General features: G+C 67.3%; 19 protein-coding genes. 9 read left to right on the top strand and 10 right to left on the bottom strand.

The features are described from left to right. Positions 1-132: 132 nt before the first annotated feature. From KPB06_RS00215 to KPB06_RS00230, 4 genes are all read left to right on the top strand, one after another. Positions 133-2,028, top strand: a complete 1,896-nt coding sequence (locus KPB06_RS00215) for a sensor histidine kinase (protein ID WP_059582076.1) — start codon at positions 133-135, stop codon at positions 2,026-2,028. Then, entirely contained in the window at positions 2,018-3,379 is a 1,362-nt protein-coding gene (locus KPB06_RS00220; RefSeq protein WP_059582072.1) for a sigma-54-dependent transcriptional regulator, read from the top strand. Before KPB06_RS00215 ends, KPB06_RS00220 begins: the two co-directional genes overlap by 11 nt. A gap of 25 nt (positions 3,380-3,404) precedes the next feature. Beyond that, positions 3,405-3,737 carry a DUF3579 domain-containing protein gene (locus KPB06_RS00225; protein ID WP_059582069.1) on the top strand — a complete coding sequence of 111 codons (333 nt, stop codon included), beginning with the start codon at positions 3,405-3,407 and terminating at the stop codon, positions 3,735-3,737. Between the two features lie 465 nt (positions 3,738-4,202). After that, positions 4,203-5,054 (top strand): alpha/beta fold hydrolase, encoded by an 852-nt coding sequence (locus KPB06_RS00230; RefSeq protein WP_275905254.1) that lies wholly within the window; start codon positions 4,203-4,205, stop codon positions 5,052-5,054. A gap of 100 nt (positions 5,055-5,154) precedes the next feature. Here the strand turns inward: KPB06_RS00230 and KPB06_RS00235 are convergent, their stop codons facing one another. Continuing rightward, positions 5,155-5,595, bottom strand: a complete 441-nt coding sequence (locus KPB06_RS00235) for a PACE efflux transporter (RefSeq protein ID WP_059582064.1) — start codon at positions 5,593-5,595, stop codon at positions 5,155-5,157. A gap of 101 nt (positions 5,596-5,696) precedes the next feature. On the opposite strand from KPB06_RS00235, the gene KPB06_RS00240 reads away from it, so the two are divergent. Beyond that, positions 5,697-6,587, top strand: a complete 891-nt coding sequence (locus KPB06_RS00240; protein WP_059582061.1) for a LysR family transcriptional regulator — start codon at positions 5,697-5,699, stop codon at positions 6,585-6,587. 225 nt (positions 6,588-6,812) lie between these two features. On the opposite strand, the gene KPB06_RS00245 is transcribed toward KPB06_RS00240, so the two are convergent. The 5 genes from KPB06_RS00245 to KPB06_RS00265 all read right to left on the bottom strand — a co-directional run bounded on the left by KPB06_RS00245 (position 6,813) and on the right by KPB06_RS00265 (position 15,241). Next, positions 6,813-7,787, bottom strand: coding sequence for a LysR family transcriptional regulator (locus KPB06_RS00245; protein WP_059582060.1), 975 nt, complete (start codon positions 7,785-7,787; stop codon positions 6,813-6,815). A 567-nt stretch (positions 7,788-8,354) separates the two neighbouring features. After that, on the bottom strand, positions 8,355-9,890 hold the full coding sequence (gene opcM, locus KPB06_RS00250) for a multidrug efflux transporter outer membrane subunit OpcM (RefSeq protein WP_059582216.1): 1,536 nt from the start codon (positions 9,888-9,890) through the stop codon (positions 8,355-8,357). Between the two features lie 10 nt (positions 9,891-9,900). Beyond that, positions 9,901-13,086, bottom strand: a complete 3,186-nt coding sequence (ceoB, locus tag KPB06_RS00255) for a multidrug efflux RND transporter permease subunit CeoB (RefSeq protein ID WP_059582054.1) — start codon at positions 13,084-13,086, stop codon at positions 9,901-9,903. Positions 13,087-13,131: 45 nt separating this feature from the next. Then, the gene (gene ceoA / locus KPB06_RS00260) at positions 13,132-14,349 is read right to left on the bottom strand and encodes a multidrug efflux RND transporter periplasmic adaptor subunit CeoA (RefSeq protein WP_059582051.1); all 1,218 of its coding nucleotides are present in this window, start codon (positions 14,347-14,349) and stop codon (positions 13,132-13,134) included. A gap of 31 nt (positions 14,350-14,380) precedes the next feature. After that, a complete protein-coding gene (locus tag KPB06_RS00265; protein ID WP_059582049.1) occupies positions 14,381-15,241 on the bottom strand; it encodes an alpha/beta hydrolase in 861 nt (286 codons plus the stop codon). A gap of 173 nt (positions 15,242-15,414) precedes the next feature. Between KPB06_RS00265 and ceoR the strand changes: the two genes are divergently transcribed. Beyond that, a complete protein-coding gene (gene ceoR / locus KPB06_RS00270; protein WP_059582046.1) occupies positions 15,415-16,419 on the top strand; it encodes a putative multidrug efflux transcriptional regulator CeoR in 1,005 nt (334 codons plus the stop codon). A 405-nt stretch (positions 16,420-16,824) separates the two neighbouring features. After that, positions 16,825-17,118 carry a DUF4148 domain-containing protein gene (locus KPB06_RS00275; RefSeq protein ID WP_059582042.1) on the top strand — a complete coding sequence of 98 codons (294 nt, stop codon included), beginning with the start codon at positions 16,825-16,827 and terminating at the stop codon, positions 17,116-17,118. A 222-nt stretch (positions 17,119-17,340) separates the two neighbouring features. On the opposite strand, the gene KPB06_RS00280 is transcribed toward KPB06_RS00275, so the two are convergent. From KPB06_RS00280 to pdxR, 4 genes are all read right to left on the bottom strand, one after another. After that, positions 17,341-18,420, bottom strand: coding sequence for a purine-nucleoside phosphorylase (locus tag KPB06_RS00280; RefSeq protein WP_059582041.1), 1,080 nt, complete (start codon positions 18,418-18,420; stop codon positions 17,341-17,343). A 231-nt stretch (positions 18,421-18,651) separates the two neighbouring features. After that, the gene (locus KPB06_RS00285) at positions 18,652-19,245 is read right to left on the bottom strand and encodes a LysE family translocator (protein ID WP_059582036.1); all 594 of its coding nucleotides are present in this window, start codon (positions 19,243-19,245) and stop codon (positions 18,652-18,654) included. A 63-nt stretch (positions 19,246-19,308) separates the two neighbouring features. Then, on the bottom strand, positions 19,309-20,373 hold the full coding sequence (gene selD, locus KPB06_RS00290; RefSeq protein WP_081066414.1) for a selenide, water dikinase SelD: 1,065 nt from the start codon (positions 20,371-20,373) through the stop codon (positions 19,309-19,311). Between the two features lie 144 nt (positions 20,374-20,517). After that, a complete protein-coding gene (gene pdxR / locus KPB06_RS00295; RefSeq protein WP_059582032.1) occupies positions 20,518-22,026 on the bottom strand; it encodes a MocR-like pyridoxine biosynthesis transcription factor PdxR in 1,509 nt (502 codons plus the stop codon). 126 nt (positions 22,027-22,152) lie between these two features. On the opposite strand from pdxR, the gene KPB06_RS00300 reads away from it, so the two are divergent. Both KPB06_RS00300 and gabD read left to right on the top strand, forming a co-directional pair. Continuing rightward, positions 22,153-23,436, top strand: a complete 1,284-nt coding sequence (locus KPB06_RS00300) for a 4-aminobutyrate--2-oxoglutarate transaminase (RefSeq protein ID WP_059582213.1) — start codon at positions 22,153-22,155, stop codon at positions 23,434-23,436. 101 nt (positions 23,437-23,537) lie between these two features. After that, entirely contained in the window at positions 23,538-25,007 is a 1,470-nt protein-coding gene (gabD, locus tag KPB06_RS00305; protein ID WP_059582028.1) for an NADP-dependent succinate-semialdehyde dehydrogenase, read from the top strand. The last annotated feature ends 69 nt before the right edge of the window (positions 25,008-25,076 follow it).

Here is a 25,076-nt window from a genome sequence, read left to right on the forward strand (position 1 = left end):
CACCGTCGCGCCGGCTGCTTCGCACGCGCCGCCGCCGGCCCTGCCGGCGCGCGGCGCGTGTCGTTCGGGGAGGGCCGGTTGCGGACGGCCGGTTGCGGACGGCCGGTGGCGGACGGCCGGTAACGGGCTTCGATGAGGACGAACGTGCAGAAGAGCTTCAAGGGAATCCCGTGGTGGGGCTGGGCTTCGGCCGCGGTGCTGTACGTCGGCGTGGCCGGCGCGGCCGTCGATTTCGCGTGGGAACGCGCGATCGACGCGCTCGAGGAGGCCGGCGCGCACCGGCTCGACCTGTATGCGTCGAGCCTGAAAAGCGAGCTCGGCCGCTTCGAGATCCTGCCCGGCCTGGTCGCGCGGCAGGATGGCGTGCGGGCGATGCTGAAAGCCGCGCCGAACGATGCGCCCGAACTCGTGCATGCGGTGAACACCTACCTCGAAGCCGTGAACCGCGACGCGGGCAGCGGCGCGGTCGACGTGATCGATCTGCAAGGCGACGTGATCGCCGCGAGCAACTGGAACGAGACGATCAGCTTCGTCGGCACCAACGTGTCGTACCGGCCGTATTTCAAGGACGCGCTCGCGCGCGGCAGCGGCCGCTTCTTCGGCATCGGCACCAACACCGGCGTGCCGGGCGTCTACTTCGCGAGCGCGGTGCGCAGCGACGGTGCGCCGATCGGCGTCGCCGCCGTGAAGATCAGCGTCGACCCGCTCGAATCGGCGTGGGGTGCGCCGGGCGTCGCCGCGCTGGTCGTCGACAGCAACGGCGTGGTCGTGATCTCGACCGAGCCCGCGTGGAAATTCACCGCGCTGCGCCCGATCACCGCGCAGCAGCAGCGCGACATCCAGGCGTCGCGCCAGTATGCAGGCCGCACCGTCGACGCACTGCCCTATCGCCGCATCGGCGAGCGCGGCTCGGCCGCGTGGTTCGGCACCTTCCCCGATCCGCGCCACGCCGGCCGCACCACGCGCTATCTCGTGATGTCGCGCCCCGCGCCGCAGGCCGGCGATTCGCTGATGGTGCTGCTCGACATCGCGGGCGCGCGGCGCCAGCAGCAAACGGCGTTCGTGTTCGTCACCGGCGCGTTCCTGATCGTCGCGCTGCTGGTCGGCTATGCGATCCAGCGGCGCCGGGCGATCCTCGCGCGGCTGAGCGCGCAGGACGCGCTGCGCCGCGCGAACGACCGGCTCGAGCTGACCGTCGCGCAGCGCACGGCCGCGCTGACGGCCGCGAACGAGCGGATGCAGCGCGAGATCGACGAGCGCGAGCGCACCGAACAGCGGTTGCGTGCGTCGCAGCAGGAAGTCGTGCACGCGGGCAAGCTCGCGGTGCTCGGGCAGATGGCCGCCGGCCTCACGCACGAGCTGAACCAGCCGCTCGTCGCGATCCGCACGCTGTGCGACAACGCGCGCACGTTCTTCGAACGCGGCCAGCCGGCGCCGGCGCTCGCGAATCTCGAACGGGTCGGCAAGCTGGTCGACGGCATGGCCGTGCTTACCGGCGAGCTGAAGACCTTCGCGCGCAAGCCCGACGTCGAGCGCGTCGCGGTGTCGCTGAACGAGGCCGTCGCGCATGCGCGGCTCATCTACGACGCGCGCATTCGCGACGAAGGCGTGCGGCTCGACGTCAACATCGCGCCCGGCACGACCGTCTCGGCCGAATCGAGCCAGTTGCAGCAGGTGATCGTGAACCTGCTTGGCAACGCGCTCGACGCGGTGCACGACGCACCGGTGCGCCGCATCGTCATCGAGGCGGCCGAAGTGGACGATGCGGATGGCGCCGGCCGCGTGCGTTTCACGGTGGCCGACAGCGGCGCCGGCATCGCGCCCGACGTGCTGCCGCACCTGTTCGAGCCGTTCGTCACGACCAAGCCGCGCGGCCAGGGCCTCGGGCTCGGCCTCGCGATCACGTCGCGCATCGTCGAGGCGTTCGGCGCGCGGATCGCCGCGACGAACCGCGACGAAGGCGGCGCGCAGTTCACCATCGAATTCGCGGCGGCGACGCCGCAACAAAGGACAGAGCATGGAAGATGAGATTCGGGTGCTGGTCGTCGAGGACGATGAAAACGTCCGGATCGGCGTCGAGCAGGCTGTCGCGCTCGCCGGGTTCCCGGTCGATGCGTTCGCGTCGGCCGCCGACGCGCTCGCGCACGTCGCGCCCGGTGCGCCGGTGGTGATCGTGTCGGACGTGCGGATGCCGGGCATCGACGGGCTGCAGTTGCTCGACCGCGTGATGGCCATCGATGCGCAGATTCCGGTCGTGCTGATCAGCGGCCACGCGGACATCTCGACGGCCGTCGGCGCGATGCAGGTCGGCGCGTACGACTTCATCGAGAAGCCGTTTTCGTCGGACGTGATCGCCGGGCGCGTCGCGCGCGCGGTCGAGAAGCGCCGCCTGACGCTCGAGGTGCAGGGGCTGCGCGCGGCACTGAACAACTGGCAGGGCATCGAGGCGTTCGTGCTCGGCAAGTCGCCCGCGATGGCCGACGTGCGCAAGAAGATCCTGCGCCTCGCCGATACGTCGGTGTCGGTGCTGATCACCGGCGAGACGGGCACCGGCAAGGAGTTGATCGCGCGCAGCCTGCACGACTTCGGCAGCCGGCGCGACGCCCATTTCGTCGCGCTGAACTGCGGCGGCCTGCCCGAGCAGGTGTTCGAGAGCGAGTTGTTCGGGCATGAGGCCGGCGCGTTCACCGGCGCGATCAAGAAGCGCATCGGCAAGATCGAATGGGCGGATGGCGGCACGTTGTTCCTCGACGAGATCGAGACGATGCCGATCGCACTGCAGATCAAGATGCTGCGCGTGCTGCAGGAGCGCGTGGTCGAGCGGCTCGGCGCGAACGACCTGATTCCGGTCGACTGCCGCGTGGTGGCCGCGTCGAAGGCCGATCTCGCCGAACTCGCGGCCGACGGGCGTTTTCGCGCGGACTTGCTGTATCGCCTCAACGTCGCGCAGATCGAGCTGCCACCGCTGCGCGAGCGGCGCGAGGACGTGCCGCTGCTGTTCGAGCACTTCGTGCTCGCGGCCGCGCGGCGCTTTGGGCAGCCGGCGCCGGTGCTTACCGCCGCGCAGGTGTCCGAACTGATGACGCACGCGTGGCCCGGCAACGTGCGCGAGCTGCAGAACGTGGCCGACCGCTTCGTGCTCGGGCTCACCGGCGACAGCCTGCTGTCGTCCGGCGAGGCGCCGGCCGTGGGCAGCACGCTCGCGGAACAGCTCGCGTATTTCGAGCGGATGCTGATCGAGGACATGCTGCGGCGTCACCACGGCAACGTCGCGGACGCGAGCGAGGCGCTCGGCATGCCGAAGAAGACGCTCTATCACAAGCTGCGCCACCTGCGAATTCCCGCGCGCGGCGACGCGGCGGCCGACGGCGGCGAATGACGCGAACGAGGACACGTACTCCGGCATGGATCGCATCGACATCACCGAACACGGCCGCGTCAATGGCCACTTGATCCGCGGCGTCACGCGCGCGCGGAAAACCTTCCGCCCGAGCGACTGGCCCGAGCGCCTGGCGGGTGTCATCACGCTGTTCGTCGGCGAACGGCGGCCAGGCTATCCGTGCGCGCTGTCGCGGCTCGCGATGCCCGTCGTCGACGGCGACGGCGTCAAATGCCTGTTCGTGTCGGACGAATTGCGCGCCGTGTGCGCCGATGCGTTCGAGTTCGCGATGCAGTTCGCGGCCGACAATGATTTGCCGGTCGAGCTTCAAACCGCGCCGGCGCTGGCGGTGCGGTGACGCGCGGGTCGCGTTTGGTGGCCTACTCCTCTGCGTCGAAAAGTGCTTCGAACGCGTTTTGGCACAACTGATGCATGCTTGAGCGCAATTCTTTCGTCATAAATTTGCAGCGTCCGAACCGCCAAGTCACGGATGCGCGGGTTCGATACATCCTAACGTGGCCATGTGAAATCACTCGGCCACGTTAGGGCTCCCTTACGCATGCCCCATGCGCCCCAAATCCCATGCCGCTTCAAGGCGCCGTGACGTCATGCGGTTCGCCGTCGATAGACGCCCACTCGAACCGTATGCATATAGGGACTGATTAAAGGTCGGCCGCAGCCGTGATCGCAGGACCTGCCCGACAAGGGTTTCCCGCCGAGCCATCAATAAAATTGATCGTCACGATGAAAATTATGCGTTTTCCTTGCAGGTCGCCGTGATGCATAGTTGCGTCGTGTTGACGCACCTTTGAGTCTTTCAGCCATGAACATGCGAATCGAGCCGTCCGTGCTCGCGAACCCCGACCTGCAATTTGCGACGCTTTCGTCAGGCATCAGCCTGCCGTATGTCGAGCGGGGCAGCGGTGCGCCGATGGTGTTCGTGCATGGCTCGCTGTGCGACTACCGCTACTGGGATCCGCAACTCGCGGCGCTATCGGCCCACTACCGCTGCATCGCGCCGAGCCTGAGCCACTACTGGCCGGCCGTCGAAGCGGGCATCCAGGACGAGTTCAGCTGGCAGAACCACGTCGACGAGCTCGCCGAATTCATCGACGCGCTCGATCTCGGCCCCGTGCATCTGGTCGGCCATTCGCGCGGCGGCAGCGTCGCGTTCAACGTCGCGCGCCAGCATCCGCACCTCGTCGAATCACTGACGCTCGCCGATCCGGGCGGCCCGCTCCAGCAGCCGGGCGTGCGCGAAGCCGCGCTGCCGGCCGCCGCGATCGCGCTGCGCACGAAGGCCGTGAACCTGATCGAGCAGGGCGAAGTCGAAGCCGGCCTCGAGATGTTCGTCGATTCGGTAAGCCTGCCCGGCGCATGGAAGAAGAGCACGTCGCGCTTTCGCACGATGGCGATCGACAACGCAAGCACGCTGCCGAAGCAGTTGCGCGACCCGCTGCCCGCGTATTCGCAGCACACGGCCGGCGACATCGCATGCCGCACGCTGCTGATCGACGGCCAGCGCAGCCCGAAGATGTTCCGCCACAACGTCGACACGCTGTCGCAGTGGATCGGCCATGCGCAACGGCAGACCGTCGCCGGCGCATCGCACGGGATGAACGCCGCGAGCCCTGCGGTGTTCAACCGTTACGTGCACGAGTTCGTCGCCGCGTAATGGCGCGGGCGGCATGCGCGCCGCCCGTCTTCCTCTCTCTTGCAGCAGCGAAACGGCGCGGGTGTCCGCATCGTTTCGCATCCCTCTGCATCCGTCTACATTACGCCGCCGGCGCCGCCTTGCGCGTCACCGCGTCCGGCAAACCGAACACGCTGTCAAACGCCCAGTTGTACGCGAACGTGAAGATCGGGAAGAACACGATCAGCACCGCGTCATACAGGAACGCCTGCCATAACGACACGTCGAGCCACCACGCGATCAGCGGAATCAGGAACGTCACGAGCGCGACCTGGAACCCGATCGCATGCACGACACGCCGCCCGACGGTGCGCGTCGTTTCCGCACGCCGCCGCTCCCATGCCTCGAAGCCGAGGTTGTACAGAAAATTGACGGTGACGCCCGTCGTCGAGATCATCACGCCGAGCACGCCGCTCGTCGCCGCGCTCGCGCCGCTCAGCATACCGAGCACCGACGACGCGACGAGGATGCCGAGCACCTCGAACATCACGACGTAGACTATGCGTCTCTTCCATCCTTGCATGACCGACCACCTTCGTTTCGAACCAGGTGGCGAGACTACAGCGGGCACTTCGTCCGCAAAAGTCAGGTCGTTTCAATTTTTCTGACAGGAGCGGGCAGACCATGCTGACCAGCGATCACATCGACATGCTGCTGACCGTCATCGACAAAGGCTCGTTCTCGGCGGCCGCGCGTGCGCTCGGCCGCACGCCGTCGGCGGTCAGCATGGCGATCGCGAACCTCGAGGCCGAGCTCGATCTCGTGCTGTTCGACCGCGGCTCGCGCGAGCCGACGCCGACCGCCGCGATGGCCGCGCTGCTGCCCGACGCGCGCGCGATCGCCGAACGGCTGCATGCGCTGCGTGCGCATGCGCAGCACTTGTCGGAAGGCGTCGAGGATTCGCTGCGGCTCGGGCTCGCCGCCGAAATCGACGGCGCGCCGATTGCGCGCGCGCTGACGGCCGTCGCGGTGAAATATCCGGCGCTCGCGGTCAGCGTCGTCACGGCGCCGCAGGACGCGATCGTCGACGCGCTGCATCGTGGCGCCGTCGATCTTTGCGTCGCGTACGGCGGACTCGATCTGCATCCGCAGGAACAGATTCACGCGCTGTGGACCGAGACGCTGATCGCGGTCGCCGCGCCCGGCCATCCGGCGATTGCCGAAGCCGCGCATCCGGAGGCGATCGAGCGATTGTCCGGGTTCCGGCAGATCGTGATCGCCGATCCGGAGCGGCCGCTCACCGACGTGCGGCCGCTGATCGGCAACCGCACGTGGAAGGTGACCGACATGGCGACCGCGATCGCGCTCGTGAAGGCCGGCCATGGCTGGGCGAATTTGCCGGAGTCGGTCATCGGCCGGTATGTGGCCGACGGCGAACTCGCGTCGCTCGTGTTCGCGAACATTCGCAACGGGCTGCCGTTGCCTGTGTATTTGCGGCGACCGAAACATATGGGGCTCGGCAAGGCGGCAAGCGCGCTGGTGCGGGCACTGCGGGCCGAACGCGCGGAGATGTGAGCGCCGCCGCACCCGTCGGAAGGTGCCGAGTGAGATTGACCGTTAGTTGCGGCACGCGGTGCGGTAAAAAGGTTCTTCGGAAATTTCCGTGGACGTCGCCTTCCGACCCGCTGCAGCCATCGGATGCCCCGGCAACTCGACGGCAAGGTTCAATGCCAGGCTGACCTTCGAATGTCCAACTGCATGCACCGGCGAAGGTCCTCAGACAGTAGCACTGACGGGCCGTTACTCCGCGCTTGGGTAACGGACTGCGCAAGCGGGCGCCCGGGGCTGCCCTTTACTCTCTTGACGCGGCGTCAGGAGCCGTTCAAGCAGATCGGGGCTGTCTAGTTGCGCAATCCACCAGTTCAAAGCGTTCCCTACCTTGTCCTCGCGCCAAGCGAGGTAGCCATTCGTGAACTCGCGCACACCCACAATGCGACGCGCGACCAGCCTGCCTTCGTGTATCGGTTCTTTCGCCACGAAATCGGGCAGCATCCCGACAGCGATACCTTCGCACAGTGCTTGCAGTTTGGCTGCGAGCGTCGGCACGATGATCAGCGGCTGTCCGTCACGGGTGGCCACGGATTGCGGTTGCAGTTCGCGAGAAGTGTCACTGATGACAACACCTCGATATCTTGCGATCGTTTCGCTCTCCAACGGCTCGGGCATGCGGGCGAGTGGATGGTCCGGTGCCACGACAAAAACGTGCCGGAGGGTTCCGATTGGCCGGGCCGCGATGTTGGCCGCATGCGGCGGCTCGCCGAACGCCCCTATCGCGAGATCGGCACGCCGCGTAACCAGGGCATCCCACACGCCCCCAAGCACCTCGGTGGAAAGACTTAGCTGGGTATTCATCTCCAGGCCGTAGAAGGCATGGACATACGGCCATAAGGACTGGATTGGCAAGATTGCATCGACGCATAGTCGAAGCTCCGATTCCCAACTGTCTCGAATGCCTTTTGCTTTGGCCTCCAGGTGTCGAGCGGCGTCCAAAAGACGACGCCCATCTTCCACAACAGCACGACCCGCTTCCGTGAGTCTCGCCCGTCTGCCGCCGCGATCGAACAGCTCGACCTCCAGGTCACTTTCCAGCTTTTGCACAAGGTAAGTGAGCGTCGACGGAACTCTATGCAACAACTCGGCCGCCTCGGCGAATGTACCGGTCCGGTCAATTGCATCCAACACTTCGAGAATTTCGAATGACAGCTTGGTCGTCATACAGCAGATACTTCTATTGTTCACAGGATTCACCGCGACGGCCGAGCGGCTTTGCCGCAGCAACGCATCCATGCGGTTGCCCAACCTTTCGGGCCTCGCTCGGATGCTGATCAGATGGACAAAGGCGATGTCGTCCCTGAACCGGATACATCTCCCGCATGCTCTCGTTGACGAAGCCTCCGGCCACGCAATGGTCATTGCGGCAAGAGTCTAAGGGACACGCTGCTGTTTGTCTGCTCGTGGCGTGACGCACAGTTAGCGCATGATTTTGCTCGCGTCAATTTAGTTTCGCGCGAACGAAAGGAGACGCATCGTGCCCCCATCTTCGAGCGTCAGCCGGCGCGAAGGTCAACAGACGTGGCATACGCGTTTGCTGGATGCGGCGTTCGGCATGGCGACGACAACGGCCATTCAGCTTGCCGCGGCGAGTGTCCCTTCCTGGCCGATCGCCGACGTTCCTCCGCGGAAATTTGGATGACCCATAAAAAACCCGGTCCGCGTTGCCACGGACCGGGGTTCGTCGATCAGCCACTTGCTTGAGCAGCCCGCCCGTCAAGGGCCGCAGCGTCAGCGCCCAGCCACTTCCGCCTTGCCGGCCCCCGCATCGCCGATCGCCGTCGGTGCCGCGCCCCACCCGCCGCCGAGCGCACGAATGAGATTGACGGTCGACACCGCCTGCGCCCCCGTCAACTGGTTCGCCTGCAACTGAGACTGCAACACCGACCGCTCGCTGTCGATCACGTCGAGATACGCGACCTCCCCTTCCTGATACTGCGTCCGCGACAGCGTCGCCGCACGGCGCGAAGCATTGACGGCCGCATTCTGCGCGCGAATCTGGTCGTCGAGCAGGCGCAGATCGGCGAGATTGTCCTCGACCTCGCGGAACGCGACGAGCACCTGCTGCCGGTAGTTCGCGACCTGTTCGTCGTACTGCGCGCGCGCCTGCTGCACGCCGGCCGCACGGCGCCCGCCGTCGAACAGCGGCAGCGTCAGCGCGGTGCCGGCGAACGGCCCGAGCAGGAACGTGCGGCTCGACCACAGGAACAGGTTGCCGAGCGTCGATGCTTCATACCCGAACGACCCGGTGATGTCGAGCTTCGGGAAGTACGCCGACTTCGCCAGCCCGATCCGCGCATTCGCGGCCGCCATCGCGCGCTCGGCCGCCGCCACGTCCGGGCGGCGTTCGAGCAGCGCGGACGGCAGGCCCGGCGGAATCTTCACCGCGACCGGCACGATCGGCGTTTCCTTGAACGCGAAATCCGCCGGCGCCTTGCCGAGCAGAATGGCCAACGCATGCTCGGACGCCGCGCGCCGGCGCGCGACGCCGACCGCATCGGCCTGCGCGCTGGCCAGCTCGTTCTTCGCGCGCGACACGTCGAGTTCGCTGATGTCGCCTTCGTTGAAGCGGCGCTGCACCAGCTTCAGCGCCTGCTCGCGCAGCTCGACCGTGCGGCGGTACAGGTCCTGATCCGAATCGAGCTGGCGCAGTTCGAAGTAGTTCTGCGCGACGTCGGCCTGCAGCGCGAGCTGCACCGAGCGGAACAGCGCCTCGCTCTGCGCCTGGTCGGCACGCGACGCCTCGACGTTGCGGCCGACGCGGCCGAACAGATCGGCTTCGTACGACACCGTGCCCTGCGCGCGCCACAGCGTCGCGTTGGTCGGGCCCGTACCTTGCGGCTGGAACTGCGACGCCGACGACAGCCCCTCACGCGTCGGCCCGAACCCGGCGCCGACCTGCGGGAACCATTGCGAGCGCGCCGAACGCGTCGCCGCACGCGCTTCCTCGACTCGCGCCGCCGCGGCCTTCAGGTTCTGGTTCGCGGCGAGCGCCTGCGCCTCGAGCGAATCGAGCACCGGGTCGCCGAACACCTTCCACCATTCGCCGCGATGTTCGCCATCCGACGGTTCGGCCGTCTTCCACGTGCCGGCCTGCTCGCCGGCGGCGAGGGTCGGCGCTTCCTTGAACGCGGCGGGCGCCGCCGCGTCCGGACGCTTGTAGTCGGGGCCCACCGCGCACGCGGCGAGCAGCGTCGCGAGCAGGGTGCTCGCGGCCGCCACCTTCGCGAAGCGCATCAGGCCGTTCGTGTTGTGCAAGTTATTCATTTTCTGGTCCTCAAGCATCGGGCGCCGGCACGCCGTACCCCGCCGAATCCTTGCCGGCGACGTGGATCTTGCCGCCCGCGAGCGTACGCAGCACGACGTAGAACACCGGCGTCAGCATCAGCCCGAACAGCGTCACGCCGAGCATCCCGAAGAACACCGCGACACCCATCGCATGGCGCATTTCCGAACCGGCGCCGGTCGACGTGACGAGCGGCACCACACCCATGATGAAGGCGATCGACGTCATCAGGATCGGGCGCAGCCGCAGCCGGCTCGCCTCGATCGCGGCCTCGAGCGGCGTCCTGCCGTCGTGTTCGAGCTCGCGCGCGAATTCGACGATCAGGATCGCGTTCTTCGCCGACAGCCCCACCAGCACCATCAGGCCGATCTGCGTGAAGATGTTGTTGTCGCCCTGCGTGAGCCACACGCCCGTCAGCGCCGACAGAATGCTCATCGGCACGATCAGGATCACCGCGAGCGGCAGCGTCAGGCTTTCATACAGCGCGGCGAGCACGAGGAACACGAGCAGCACGCTGATCGGGAACACATACATCGCCGAATCGCCCGCAAGGATCTGCTGATACGTGAGGTCGGTCCACTCGAAGCGCACGCCGCGCGGCAGCGTCTCGTGCGCGATGCGCTCGACCGCGGCCTGCGCCTGGCCCGACGAGAAGCCCGGCGCCGGGCCGCCGTTGATGTCGGCCGCCGTGTAGCCGTTGTAACGCACGACCATTTCCGGGCCGAAGGTCGGCGTCACCGTCACGAGCGACGACAGCGGCACCATTTCGCCCTTGTCGTTGCGCGTCTTCAACTGCAGGATGTCGTCCGCGCGCTGGCGGAACGGCGCATCGGCCTGCACGCGCACCTGGTACACGCGCCCGAAGCGGTTGAAGTCGTTCACGTACAGCGAACCGAGATACACCTGCATCGTGTTGAACACGTCGGTCACCGGCACGCCGAGCTGCTTCGCCTTCACGCGGTCGAGATCGACGTTGAGCTGCGGCACGTTGATCTGGTAGCTCGTGAACAGCGGGCCGAGTTCAGGCGCCTGCTGCGCGCGCTTGATGAAGTCGTTGGTCGCATCCGACAGCTTCGCGTAGCCCACCGCGCCGCGATCCTCGATCTGCATCTTGAACCCGCCGAGCGTGCCGAGGCCGAGCACCGGCGGCGGCGGGAACACCGCGACGAACGAGTCCTTCATCGCGCTGTACTGCTGGTTCAGCGCACCCGCGATCGCGCCGGCCGACAACGCCTTGCCGTGCCGCTCCGAGAACGGCTTGAGCGTGACGAACACGATGCCCGCACTCGAGCTGTTCGTGAAGCCGTTCACCGACAGCCCCGGGAACGCGACCGCGCTCTCGACGCCCGGCTGCTTCAGCGCGATCGAACCCATGTCGCGGATCACCTTCTCGGTGCGGTCGAGCGATGCACCGTTCGGCAACTGCGCGAACGCGATCAGGTATTCCTTGTCCTGCGCGGGCACGAAGCCGCCCGGCACGACCTTCGACACGAGCACGGTCGCGCCCACCAGCACGAGGTACACGCCGAGCATCAGCGTCTTGCGCGACAGCACGCCGCGCACGCCGCGGCCGTAGTTCTCCGCGCCGCGATGGAACACCTTGTTGAAGCGGCGGAAGAAGCCGCCGAGCACGCGGTTCATCACGCGCGTGAGCCAGTCTTCCTTGTCGCCGTGCCCCTTCAGCAGGATCGCGGACAGCGCCGGCGACAGCGTCAGCGAGTTGAACGCCGAGATCACCGTCGAGATCGCGATGGTCATCGCGAACTGCTTGTAGAACTGGCCGGTCAGGCCCGACATGAACGCGAGCGGCACGAACACGGCGACGAGCGTCAGCGCGATCGCGATGATCGGCCCGCTCACTTCCTGCATCGCCTTGTAGGTCGCCTGCCGCGCGTTCATCCCGCCCTCGATGTTGCGCTCGACGTTCTCGACGACGACGATCGCATCGTCGACCACGATCCCGATCGCGAGCACCATCCCGAACAGCGACAACGCGTTGATCGAATACCCGAACGCCAGCAGCAGCGAGAACGTGCCGATGATCGACACCGGCACCGCGATCAGCGGAATCAGCGACGCGCGCCAGGTCTGCAGGAACACGATCACGACGATCACGACCAGCGCGATCGCTTCGAGCAGCGTGTGCACGACGGCCTTGATCGACGAACGCACGAACTGCGTCGGGTCATAGACGATCTTGTAGTCGACGCCGGCCGGCATGTCCTGCTTCAGCTCGGCCATCGTCTTGCGCACCTCGTCCGAGATCTGCAGCGAGTTCGCGCCCGGCGACTGGTTGATCGCCATCGCGACGGCCGGCTTGTTGTCGAGCAGCGAGCGCAGCCCGTATTCGGACGCGTCGAGCTGGATTCGCGCGATGTCGCGCAGGTGCGTGACGCCGCCGTCCGGCGTCGTCTTCACGACGATGTCGCCGAACTCGTCTTCCGTCTGCAGACGGCCGCGCGCGTTCACCGACAGTTGCAACGGCGTGCCGGGCAGCGACGGCGACGCGCCGATCACGCCGGCCGCGACCTGCACGTTCTGCTCGCGGATCGCCTGCACGACGTCCTCGGCCGACAGCCCGCGCTGCGCGACCTTCTGCGGATCGAGCCACACGCGCATCGCGTAGTCGCCCGAACCCCACAGCTGCACCTGACCGACGCCCTGGATCCGCGACAGGCGATCCTTCACGTTGATCAGCGCGTAGTTGCGCAGGTAGGTCATGTCGTAGCGGTTGTCCGGCGAGATCAGGTGGACCACCATCGTCAGCGTCGGCGAGCTCTTCACCGTGGTGATGCCGAGCCGCTGCACGTCTTCCGGCAAGCGCGGCAGCGCCTGGTTCACGCGGTTCTGCACGAGCTGCGTGGCCTTGTCCGGATCGGTGCCGAGCTTGAACGTGACGGTGATCGTCATGTTGCCGTCGCTGTTCGCCTGCGACTGCATGTAGAGCATGTCCTCGACGCCGTTGATCTGCTCTTCAAGCGGCGACGCGACCGTCTCGGCGATCACCTTCGGGTTCGCGCCCGGGTACTGCGCCTTCACGATCACGGAAGGCGGCACGACCTCCGGATATTCCGAAATCGGCAGCAGGAACATCGCGATCACCCCGCCGAGCAGGATGATCACCGATAGGACTCCTGCGAAGATCGGCCGGTCGATAAAGAATTTGGAAATGTTCATGGGTTGCTCTGTCTGGTTGAACGCGGATGCGAAGCGGCGTGCCGCTTACGAATCCGCCTTCGCCGGTGCGGCCGGCTTCGCGGTACCCGCGAGCGGCGCGGACGGCTCGTCGCCGCCCGTCATCGGGACCATGTGCGGCTTCACCTGCTCGCCGGGGCGCACGCGCTGCGTGCCGTTCACGATCACGCGATCGCCGGCCGCGAGCCCGCTCACGATCACGCGCCGGTTGCCGTGCTGCATTCCCGGTTGCACTTCGCGGTACGACACGCGGCCTTGCTGATCGACGACGAAGACGAACTTCTTGTCCTGATCGGTGTTGATCGCGGCATCGTCGACGAGCAGCGCCTCGTGCGGCGCGCTGCCGCCGACCTTCACGCGCGCGTAGAGGCCCGGGACGAGCGTGCCGTCCGCGTTGTCGAAGCGTGCACGCACGCGGATCGTGCCCGACGACGTGTCGAGCCGGTTGTCGACCGAGTCGATCTCGCCGCTGCGCGAGTAGCCGGTTTCGTTCGCGAGGCCGAGCTCGACCGGCACCTTGCGGCCGTTGCGCGCGCCGTTGATGTATTGCAGGTAGGTCTGCTCGTCCGCGTCGAACGACGCGTAGATCGGCGACACCGACACCAGCGTCGTCAGCGGCGCGGCCGACGCACCGGCCGACACGACGTTGCCGAGCGTGATTTCCGCACGCGACACGCGGCCCGATACCGGCGCCGTGATGCGCGTGTAGCCGAGGTTGATGCGCGCCGTTTCCAGCGCGGCTTCGGCGGCCTTCAGGTTCGCGCTCGCTTCGCGCGCCGCGTTCTGCTTCTCGTCGTAGTCGCGCTTCGCGATCGCGTTGTCGCCGATCAGCCGCTGCGCGCGCTGCCAGTCGGTCTGCGCGTAGCCGTTGCGCGCCTGCGCGGCCGCGAGCTGCGCGGCGGCGCGATCGACTTCCGCCTGGTACGGGCGCGGGTCGATCACGAACAGCACGTCGCCCTTTTTCACGAGCGCGCCGTCCTTGAAATTCACCGCGACGATCGTGCCCGACACCTGCGGGCGCACGTCGACTTTCTCGACCGCCTCGAGGCGGCCCGAATAGCTTTGCCAGTCGGTGACGGTCTGCGGCACGACGGTCGCGACGTCGACTTCGGGCAGCGGCGCCGCCGCTTTCTCGGGCGCGTTCGCGTTCACGCGCATCGCGCCGAACGTGCCGAGGCCGACGACGGCGAGCGTGACGATCGCCGCGGTCGCGATTCGGGAACGGGTGGTGCGTAGGATGGCCATGTGGATCTCCGGTAAGCGTGGATTGGTCTGGTTATTCGGAACGGTTCGGCTGGCGCGCCTGGAAACGGCACTGGAAGAAGCGCACGGCTTCCTCGAACGCGGCTTCGTGCGTGGCGAGCGCGGCGTGCGTGATGTCCGGATAGCGGATCACCTGCGTGAGCACGCCCGACGAAATCAGGCAGCCCGCATATTTCTCCGCCTCGACGTGCAGCACGTCGTTCTGCGCGGTGACGACGAGCGTCGGCGGCAGCCCCGCGAGGCGCACCGATTCGATCGGCGCCGCGTACGGGTGCATGCGCTGCGCCGCCTGCGGCAGGTATGCGCGATAGCAGGCCGCGCATTCGCGCGCGGTGATGTCGGACGCGAGGCGCTCGGCGTCGCCGATGCGCGTCATGCTCGGGTCGAGCATCGGCCCGAACAGCGCCTGCGCGGCGATCGACACCTCGCCGCGGTCGCGGGCGATGAAGGCGAGGCAGTTCGCGAGCTGGCCGCCCGCATCGTGCCCCGCGACCCCGATCTTCTTCGGGTTGCCGCCGAACGCGCGGGCGCGCGTCGCGGCCCACACGGCGGCGCGATACGCATCCTCCGGCGCGGCCGGAAAAGGAAAGGCCGGCGCGAGCGAATAGTCGACCGACACTACGAGAGCTGGTAAGCGTTCTGCTAAAAAACGCGCGGCGAAATCCGCGTCTTCGAGCGAACCGCGAACGAAGCCGCCGCCGTGGAAATAAAGCACTACTGGCAACCCGGTCTTGTCCGGACGGCGGTAGAGGCGCAGCACGATGTCCTGTGCGTAGCCGGGAATTTCGACTTCGGCAACCGTCAGCGCCCCGCCCGCTGTGGCTTGCGCGGGCAGCGCGGCTTTCAGGAATTTGCTGAATTCAGAAGCGTCCATGACGATGCGGCATCCATTTCGAGATGGAACGAATTCTGAGTCCGGCAGACATTGGGATAAATGCCTATAATCCGGCAACACAATTCAACGCCCCCGAACAATCCGAGGCTGCGTTTACCCATGAGGTAGCGCAGCCTTGTTGTTCGCGGGCTCATTAGATTGCGGAGGTTGTGATGGACCGGCTTCAGGCCATGCAGGTGTTTACTCGCGTCGTCGATACAAGCAGCTTCACCAAGGCAGCAGAAACGCTCGGCCTGCCGCGAGCGTCCGTCACGACGATCATCCAGAATCTCGAAGCCTTCCTCGGCGTGCGGCTGATGCACCGGACCACGCGCCGGCTGTCGCTCACGCCGGACGGCGCCGCGTACTACGAACGGTGCGTGCGGATCCTCGCGGACGTCGAGGAAACCGAAGCGAGCTTCCAGGCCAACAACCGGAAGCCGCACGGAAAGTTGCGTATCGACATGCCGGGCTCGATCGGTCGGCTGCTCGTGATTCCGTCGCTGTGCGAATTTCATACGCGCTATCCGGACATCGACCTGCAGCTCGGCCTGTCCGACCGGCCGGTCGACCTGCTGCAGGAAGGCGTCGACTGCGTGATCCGCGTCGGTGCGCTGCAGGATTCGTCGCTCGTCGCGCGCCGCGTCGGCCTGTTCGAATGCGTGACCGTCGCGTCGCCCGACTATCTCGAGCGCAACGGCGAGCCGCAGACGATCGACGACCTGAGCCAGCACAAGGCCGTCAACTACTTCTCGAGCCGCACCGGCCGCACGATCGACTGGACCTTCCTGATCGACGGCAAGGAAGTCGAGATGAAGATGGAGGGCATCGTGTCGGTAAACGACGCGGATGCGTACGTGACCTGCGGTATCGAAGGCTTCGGGCTGATCCAGCCGCCGCTCTTCATGGTGCTGCCGCACCTGCGCGAGGGCCGGCTCAAGGAAGTGCTGCCCGGCGTCAAGCCGCTGCCGATGCCGATCTCGGTCGTGTATCCGCACAGCCGCCATCTGTCGCCGAAGGTGCGCGTGTTCGTCGACTGGGTGGCCGAAGTGTTCGACCGCTGCCCGCTGCTCAGCGGCAAGGGCAGCCTCGACGCGACGTGCAGCAAGCGCACGTTCGAGGAAGCCGAACGCGCGCCGGCGCTCGATACGCCGGTCATCAACGAGTGGGTCGCGTAATCGTCTGAACCGCGCGTGCGGGCCGCGGCGCCCGCACGTCGTCCCGCCTGCGCGCCGCCTGGGCACCCTCTCCAAGCGCGGCGCCCCGATCCTTCCCGAATCCGCAGTAAGCCTTTGCGCAACCCGCGGCAATCGGCCGTGTGCGTCGTGGCGCCTCCTCGCCGCCGCCCCTGCGACGCCGGCGCCACGGGGCTGCGGGCCGTTTCCGCATTCCCCCACCGCACGTACGGATTCCGATTGTTCCAGTCTCGCGACAATTCAATTCGTGCGAGCCGCATTTATCGCGACGGAACGGACACCTAGAGTAAACCCTGTCGCGCACCTCGTTGCGCATCGAACAGATCCCGCCTGGCGGGACCGGAGTAAGCGCTCAAGCGCCCGCTCCGACATCTTAGGAGTGACGCCATGAACCGCCGCCATCTTCTCTCGGCCCTTGCTCTCACGCTTGCCGTGTCCGCACCGGCCTTCGCCGATTCGGGTACGCCGCACGCCGGCGACTACGGCAACACGTCGTGGTATTCGCAGCACAACGGCCCGCGCACGCGCGCCGAAGTGAGCGCCGAGGTCGTGCAGGCACGCAAGGACGGCACGCTCGCGTACCTGCGCAAGGCAACGTCGTACCCGCAAGGGCTCGAGCTCGCACAAGGCGCCTATCGCCCGATGCCGGAAAGCAACCAGCTCGCCGGCGGGGGCCGGTAACCGCGCGAGGCCGCGCAGCGGGTTGCCCCGCGCGCGGTGTCTCGAACCACCTCGTCGACGACTCGCTGAGTCAGTGAGTTGCAGGAGCACATGATGAACGATCAACTTCCTTCGCCGCTCGATCACTGGGACGACACCACGCCGGTGTGGACGCCGTTCCGCTCCGGGTCGCAATCGCATTGACGCTCGCGGCGACGTGTCGCCGATACCGTCCTGCGGCGATCAACGGCGCGGCACTCCATCACGCCATTCGCCCCAGTGCGTGACGATGTCCTGCACGAGCGGATTGCCCGCGCGGTACAGGTTTTCGGTCGCCGGCGCAAAGCCGCCCTGGTCCGCGTAGTTCAGCAGGTTGTCCGCGCTCGTCTGTCCCGCGTACGGCCGGTCGAAATCGGACCCCGTGCGCAGCACGGCGACGCGCGACAGGTCGACCCGCTTCACGCTCGCCGCGCGCTTGAGCGCTTCGTACGTTGCGTTGTCTTCCTGCGCGGTCATGCAGTACGTGCCCTTGCCGTCCGTGAGGATCTTGGTCCACTGGCGCGCGCGCTCGCCGATCAGCGTGCCCGAGAACCACGTGTTGCCCGATGACGTATCGCACTGGATCACCGTCGGCGGCCGGTTGGCCGGCGCGTACGTGAACTTCGCGCGCGCGGCCTGCGCCTGTGCGCTGTCCGCGAGCACGACGTTGCGCGACAGCGCGTATGCGGCGTCGGTCAACTGCGGGTTGAGCTGGAATACTTCGGTGCGATAGTCGAGCGGCGGCTTGTCGTTCGGGCTCTTCGTGTTGATGCCGAGAAAACCGGTGTTCCACCCGGCCGGAATCTCGCGCGCATCGAGCTCCCACTGCAGGCTGAAATCGACGAGGTATTTCGACCACGCGGCCGAGCCGACCGTGCCTTGCGCGGGGTCGACGCCCGCGATGCCCGAAACCAGGAAATACGTGCGGCGCAGGTCGAAGCGCTGCGAGAACGTGAGCGCCATGATCGTCGCCGACGCGTTCGCATAGCCCATGCCGGTCGTGACCACGCACACGTCCTGCTTGTTGCAGTGGACGGCCGGATAGTCGGGCGACAGGCCGGGCACGGTAATGTCGCGCCACGGGCCGAGCCGGTCGAGCCACGCCTGGCCTTCCGGACCGAACATCGTGATGATCATGACCTTGACCGGGCGGCCCTGTGCGCCGGTCTCGGCGAATGCGGCGTTGCCCGCGTTGTTGCCCTGGTTGTCCTGCGCGATCGACGGCGCGGTCGCGCAGGCCGCGAGCGAGAATGCAGCGGCTGAAAGGATGGAGCGAGTCAGCATCGGCGTTCCTTGTATCAGTGATGTTGGATGAGAACGGCTGTCGGAGACTGCGCGAGGGAGTATAGAACGGGCGTGCGCGATGCGGAACCCGACTACGAAACGGCGGGCCGTGTTTCGTGCGAACGGATGCGTGTTGCGCGACGGGAAATTGCCCACTCGTCGCGGCCCTGCAAACGTCAGGAATGCTATCTTGTTTGCCGCCAACCGCGACGTCGGCCGCTTCTCGGCGCGCTACACGCGCAACAGCCCCGCGACGCCATATCCGAGCACGACGAGTGCGGCGACCACATGGCTCGCGGCGAGCCATCCCGGCGACTTCACGAAGCGCCCGATCGCGCTGCCGCCGAACGCGAACACGAGCTGCCCGGCGAGACTGCCCGCGAACACGCACGCCGCGCCGAGCAGCCAGTGCCGGTGCGCACCGGCGGCAGCGGTCGCATAGCCGTAGAACAGCAGGATGGTCAGCGGATTCGCGAGCGTGACGAAGAACATCGACATGAACGGGCGATCGGCCGGCGGCGTCGGTACGCTGCCGTCGAGCGTGCGGCGCCGCTCACGCAGCGCCTGCCACAGCATCCGCGCGCCCATCGCGAGCAGCACGAACGCACCGACCCTGCGGAACACCGACAGATACGACGCCAGCGTGCCCGCGAGCAGCGCGCCGATCGTGAACGCGACGACCGCATAGCAGCCGTCGGCAGCGGCCACTCCGAGCGCCGCGCGCACGCCGGTCGCCGTACCGGCGCGCATGCCGTAGTGCGCGATCATCAGTGCGACGGGCCCGACCGACAGCGCGATCGTCAGCCCGAACAGGAAGTCGTTCATCGGTCGTCGATGGAAAGCGTCGATTCCGGCGACGTCGAAACGATGCGGCGTGTGAATCCGGCGTCAGGCGACGTCGACGCGTGCGGGCCCGTCCACCATCTCGCCGATCACCGCCGCGCGGTCGAAACCGTCGGCACGGAAGCACGCGAGCACGTCGTCGACCGCTTCCGGCGCGCATGCGACCAGCAGCCCGCCCGACGTCTGCGGATCGGTCAGTAGCGCCTGCGCGACGGGCGGCAGCGCGTCGGCGAGCCGCACATCGGTGCCGTACGCGGCCCAGTTGCGGCCCGACGCACCGGTGAACACGCCGTCGGCGACGAACGTCTCGACGCCCGCGAGCCACGGCAGCGACGCATAGTGCACGCGCGCGGTGAGCCGCGCGCCGCGCGCCAGTTCGAGCGTATGGCCGAGCAGCCCGAAGCCCGTGACGTCGGTCAGCGCATGCACGCCCGACAGCGCGGCGAGTTCGGCGCCCGGCCGGTTCAGCTTGGTGGTGGTCGCAACCATCTGCGCGTAACCCGCGGCATCGAGCTGGTTCTTCTTCAGCGCGGCCGACAGCACGCCGACGCCGAGCGGCTTGCCGAGCACGAGCACGTCGCCCGCGCGCGTGGCCGCGTTGCGCTTCACGCGCGACGGATGCACGACGCCGATCGCCGCGAGCCCGTAGATCGGCTCGACCGAATCGATCGAATGGCCGCCCGCGACCGGAATGCCGGCCTCCGCGCATACCGATTCGCCGCCGCGCAGCACGGCCGCGATCGTTTCGTGCGGCAGCACGTTGATCGGCATGCCGACCAGCGCGAGCGCGAGAATCGGCTTGCCGCCCATCGCATAAACGTCGGACAGCGCGTTGGTGGCCGCGATGCGGCCGAAGTCGAACGGATCGTCGACGATCGGCATGAAGAAATCGGTGGTCGCGACGATCGCCTGCTCGTCGTTGAGCCGGTAGACGGCCGCGTCGTCGGACGTCTCGGTGCCGACCAGCAGATCGGGGAACAGCGCGGGCGGCGTCGCGCGCTTGAGCAGTTCGGACAGCACGCCCGGCGCGATCTTGCAGCCGCAGCCGCCGCCGTGCGACAGGCTCGTGAGGCGCGGAACGGCGGGCGGGGCTTGGGTGGCTTCGGTCATCGTCGGCATCCGGTGAATAACAACGTTCTATTATCGACAATTCCGCGCGAGCGCGCCCGGTACGCTCTCCGCGTTGCGGAGCGTATTGCGCTTCGGTCGGTCTTTGACGGAATCGCAACGAGCCGATATTGCCGTGCTCACGCGTCAAGCCAGCGCCACGGCCCCGCCGAACGCCCGCTCGTCGATCGCCTCGGCCAGCGTCGCGAACGCGGTCGCGATCTCGTCTTCCGGCACGCACGCATAGCCGAGCAGCAACCCCGATGCAGCCCGCAAACGATCCGCGTAATACCCGGACAGCGGCCGCACGACGATGTTGCGTTCGAGCGCGGCCTGCGCGACCGCGCGATCGTCGACGCCCGCCGGCAATTGCGTGACGAGATGCAGCCCCGCGTCGCTGCCCAGCGCGTGCAGCGTATCGCCATAGCGGCGCGCGACCGCGTCGAGCAGCACCTCGCGGCGTTGCCCGTACAGCGTGCGCATCTTGCGGATATGCGACACGAAATGCCCTTCCGCGATGAATTCGGCGAGCACGGCCTGCTGCAGCAACTGCCCTTCGCGATACAGCTCGGCGCTCGCGGTCGCGAAACTTTCCGCGAGCGGCTCCGGCGCGACCAGATAGCCGACCCGCAGCCCCGGGAACAGCGTCTTGCCGAAACTGCCGACGTAGATCACCTGCCCGGCCGTGTCGAGCCCCTGCAGCGACGCGAGCGGCCGGCTGCCGTAGCGGAATTCGCTGTCGTAGTCGTCCTCGATGATCCAGCAGCCGTGCTGGCGCGCGTATTCGAGCAGCATCCGCCGCCGCGCGAGGCTCATCACCATCCCGAGCGGATACTGGTGCGACGGCGTGACGAGCATCAGCTTCGGCGGCTCGGCGAGATCGGCGGCCGACGGCGCGATGCCTTCGTCGTCGACCGGGATCGGCCGCGTGGTCAGCCCCGACACGTTCAGCACGCTGCGCACGCCCCAGTAGCACGGATCCTCGGTCCAGATCGCGTCGCCCGGGTCGGTCAGCAAGCGCACCGCGAGATCGATCGACTGGTGGATACCAGTCGTGATCACGATCTGCTCGGGCGTGCAGCGCACCGAGCGCGACGTGCGCAGGTAGTCGGCCAGCGCCTCGCGCAGCAGCGCGAGCCCGCCGCCGGGTGCGTAGGTCAGCAGGTCCGGGCGCAGGCGCCGCCAGTACTTGTTGTGCAGCCGCGTCCAGACACGCGCCGGAAATCGCGACACATCGGGCACGCCCGGCATGAACGCGCCGCCCTGGCGCTTCGACACGCCGGCGCCCTCGACGAGCCGCGTGCCGCGCGTAGACAGCCGCCGCGTGGACGAAGGCACGACCGCCGGCCCGCCAGCCGGATCGGCCGGCGCGCCGACGATCTCGTCGGGCGCGCTGTCGGCGACGAACGTGCCGCGGCCCGTCGCCGAGTTCACGTAGCCTTCGAGCGCAAGCTGTTCGTAAACCTGCGTGACCGTGTTGCGCGCGATCCCGAGCTCGGCGGCCAGCAGCCGCGACGACGGCACGCGCGTGCCGGCCGGCAGTTCGCGCGACAGGATCGCCTGTTGCAGCAGCCGGTGAAGCTGCCGGTAGATCGGCTGTTCGCCGCCGCGCACGAGGCGCTGCGCCAGCCAGTCCGACAACACGCTCGCGCGCATGATTGGCTCCTGAATATTTATTGAAATGGCTCTGATTGCCGGAGCCAAATGTGATTATAGTCGCCTCCATGGGCCGCCAAGGCGGCCGATTTTCTACTCACCGGGAAGAACATCAAGGAGATGACCGTGAAGAATGCCGATCTGCAGGCCCGCAAGAACGCCGCCACCCCGCGCGGCGTCGGCGTGATGTGCGATTTCTACGCAGCCCGCGCCGAGAACGCGGAGCTGTGGGATGTCGAAGGCCGCCGCTTCATCGATTTCGCCGCCGGCATCGCGGTGCTGAACACGGGCCACCGCCACCCGAAGATCGTCAAGGCGATCGCGGATCAGTTGAACAACTTCACGCACACCGCTTACCAGATCGTCCCGTACGCGTCGTACGTCGAGCTGGCGGAGAAGATCAACGCACGCGCGCCGGGCGACTTCCCGAAGAAGACCGCGTTCTTCACGACCGGCGCCGAAGCCGTCGAGAACGCGATCAAGATCGCGCGTGCGGCGACCGGCCGTCCGGGCGTGATCGCATTCTCGGGCGGCTTCCACGGCCGCACGATGATGGGCATGGCGCTGACCGGCAAGGTCGCGCCGTACAAGCTGAACTTCGGCCCGTTCCCGGGCGACGTGTTCCACGCGCCGTACCCGAACGCCGTGCACGGCGTGACGACCGCCGACTCGATCAAGGCGATCGAGATGCTGTTCAAGGCCGACATCGATCCGAAGCGTGTCGCCGCGATCATCTTCGAACCGGTCCAGGGCGAAGGCGGCTTCAACCCGGCGCCGGCCGAATTCGTGCGCGCGCTGCGCAAGATCTGTAACGAACACGGCATCCTGCTGATCGCCGATGAAGTGCAGACGGGCTTCGCACGCACCGGCAAGCTGTTTGCGATGCAGCACTACGACGTGCTGGCCGACCTGATCACGATGGCGAAGAGCCTCGCCGGCGGCATGCCGCTGTCGGGCGTCGTGGGCCGTGCGGACGTGATGGACGCAGCGGCGCCCGGCGGCCTCGGCGGCACGTACGCGGGCAACCCGCTGGCCGTCGCATCGGCGCACGCGGTGCTCGAAATCATCGACGAAGAGAAGCTGTGCGAGCGCGCGACGCAGCTCGGCGACGTGCTGAAGGCGAAGCTGAATGCGCTGCAGGCCGACGTGCCGCAGATCGCCGACGTGCGCGGCCCGGGCGCGATGATCGCGGTCGAATTCCTGAAGCCGGGTTCGGGCGAGCCGGATGCCGAATTCACGAAGCGCGTGCAGACGCGTGCGCTCGAGCGCGGCCTGCTGCTGCTCGTGTGCGGCGTGTACTCGAACGTCGTGCGCTTCCTGTTCCCGCTGACGATCCCGCAAGCCGTGTTCGACGAAGCGCTCGCGATCCTCGAGGAAGTGCTGAAGGAAACGGTCGGCGTGCCGGCCTGAGTGCCCGTCCACGTCAACTGAATGCGCCGCCGCCGTCGTGAAGACGGCGGCGGCCGTTTTCATCGGTCCTTATCCGTCCTTTTTCGAAGCAGGCGATTCACATGAGCACCGTTCAGGAAACCCTGGCACTGAAAGATCCGTCGCTGTTCCGCCAGCAGGCGTACATCAATGGCGAATGGCAACACGCGGCGACCGGCGAGTCGTTCGACGTCCGCAATCCGGCGACGGGCGGCCTGCTCGGCACCGTGCCGGCGATGGGCACGGCCGAGACGCGTCATGCGATCGAGGCCGCGAACGCCGCATGGCCGGCGTGGCGCAAGAAGACCGCGAAGGAACGCGCGACGATCCTGCGCAAGTGGCACGACCTGATGATGGAAAACGCCGACGACCTCGCGCTGATCCTGACCACCGAGCAAGGCAAGTCGCTGGCCGAAGCGAAGGGCGAGATCGCCTACGCGGCGTCGTTCCTCGAGTGGTTCGCGGAAGAAGGCAAGCGCGTGTACGGCGACACGATCCCGACGCCGGCGAGCGACAAGCGCATCGTCGTGACGAAGGAAGCGATCGGCGTATGCGCGGCGATCACGCCGTGGAACTTCCCGGCGGCGATGATCACGCGCAAGGTCGGCCCGGCGCTCGCCGCGGGCTGCCCGATCGTCGTGAAGCCGGCCGAGGCGACGCCGTTCTCCGCGCTCGCGATGGCCGTGCTGGCCGAGCGCGCGGGCGTGCCGGCCGGCGTGTTCAGCGTCGTCACGGGCGATCCGAAGGCGATCGGCGGCGAGCTGACGTCGAACCCGATCGTGCGCAAGCTGTCGTTCACCGGCTCGACGCCGGTCGGCCGCCTGCTGATGTCGCAATGCGCGGCGACGGTCAAGAAGGTGTCGCTGGAACTCGGCGGCAACGCGCCGTTCATCGTGTTCGACGACGCCGATCTCGATGCGGCCGTGCAGGGCGCGATCGCGTCGAAGTACCGCAACAGCGGCCAGACGTGCGTGTGCACGAACCGCTTCTACGTGCACGAAGCCGTGTACGACCAGTTCGCGCAGAAGCTCGCGGCGGCCGTCGGCCAGTTGAAGGTCGGCCGCGGCACGGAGCCGGGCGTCACGCAGGGCCCGCTGATCAACGAAGCCGCCGTGCTGAAGGTCGAGGCGCACATCGAGGACGCGCTCGCGAAGGGCGCGACCGTCGTGACGGGCGGCAAGCGCCACGCGCTCGGCCACGGCTTCTTCGAGCCGACCGTGCTGACGGGCGTCACGCCGGCGATGAAGGTCGCGAAGGAAGAGACGTTCGGGCCGCTCGCGCCGCTGTTCAAGTTCGGCAGCGACGACGAGGTGATCCGTCTCGCGAACGACACCGAGTTCGGCCTCGCCGCCTACTTCTACAGCCGCGACATCGGCCGCGTGTGGAAGGTGGCCGAGGCGCTCGAATACGGGATGGTCGGCGTGAACACGGGCCTGATCTCGAACGAAGTCGCGCCGTTCGGCGGCGTCAAGCAATCGGGCCTCGGCCGCGAAGGCTCGCACTACGGCATCGACGACTACGTCGTGATCAAGTACCTCTGCCTCGCCGTCTGACGGTTCGGGGCCTGCCGCTTTCGGCGACAGGCCCTGGCCGCCCGGCCGGAACCGGGCGGCCCGACGCGG

Source organism: Burkholderia semiarida, from assembly GCF_029268935.1.
GTDB classification, from domain to species: Bacteria; Pseudomonadota; Gammaproteobacteria; order Burkholderiales; family Burkholderiaceae; genus Burkholderia; species Burkholderia semiarida.